General features: G+C 40.9%; 1 protein-coding gene. It reads right to left on the reverse strand.

All coding sequences use genetic code 11. The features are described 5' to 3' along the window. Nucleotides 1–242: OmpA family protein (locus tag R2R70_RS22685; protein ID WP_410979298.1), on the reverse strand; the 242-nt coding region annotated here is incomplete at both ends.

Here is a 242-nt window from a genome sequence, read left to right on the forward strand (position 1 = left end):
GTGGTATTGCTATTTGCCAATGTGTGTTGTTCACCAAAGGCTTGCGTACTTAAACGTTTGTGGCTAACGCCGTGTTTTATTAAATAACTTTGCACTGCATTTACACGTTTTTTAGACAGTAAAAAATTAGCCTGTTCATCTCCTCGTTGGTCGGCAAAGCCACTTAAATCAAGCGCTAATTGAGGTTGGTTGTTTAAAAGTACAACTAACTGGTCGAGCTGCTTAGCAAAGTGAGGCGCTAG

Source organism: Cobetia sp. SIMBA_158 (assembly GCF_046566945.1).
GTDB classification, from domain to species: domain Bacteria; phylum Pseudomonadota; class Gammaproteobacteria; order Pseudomonadales; family Halomonadaceae; genus Cobetia; species Cobetia amphilecti.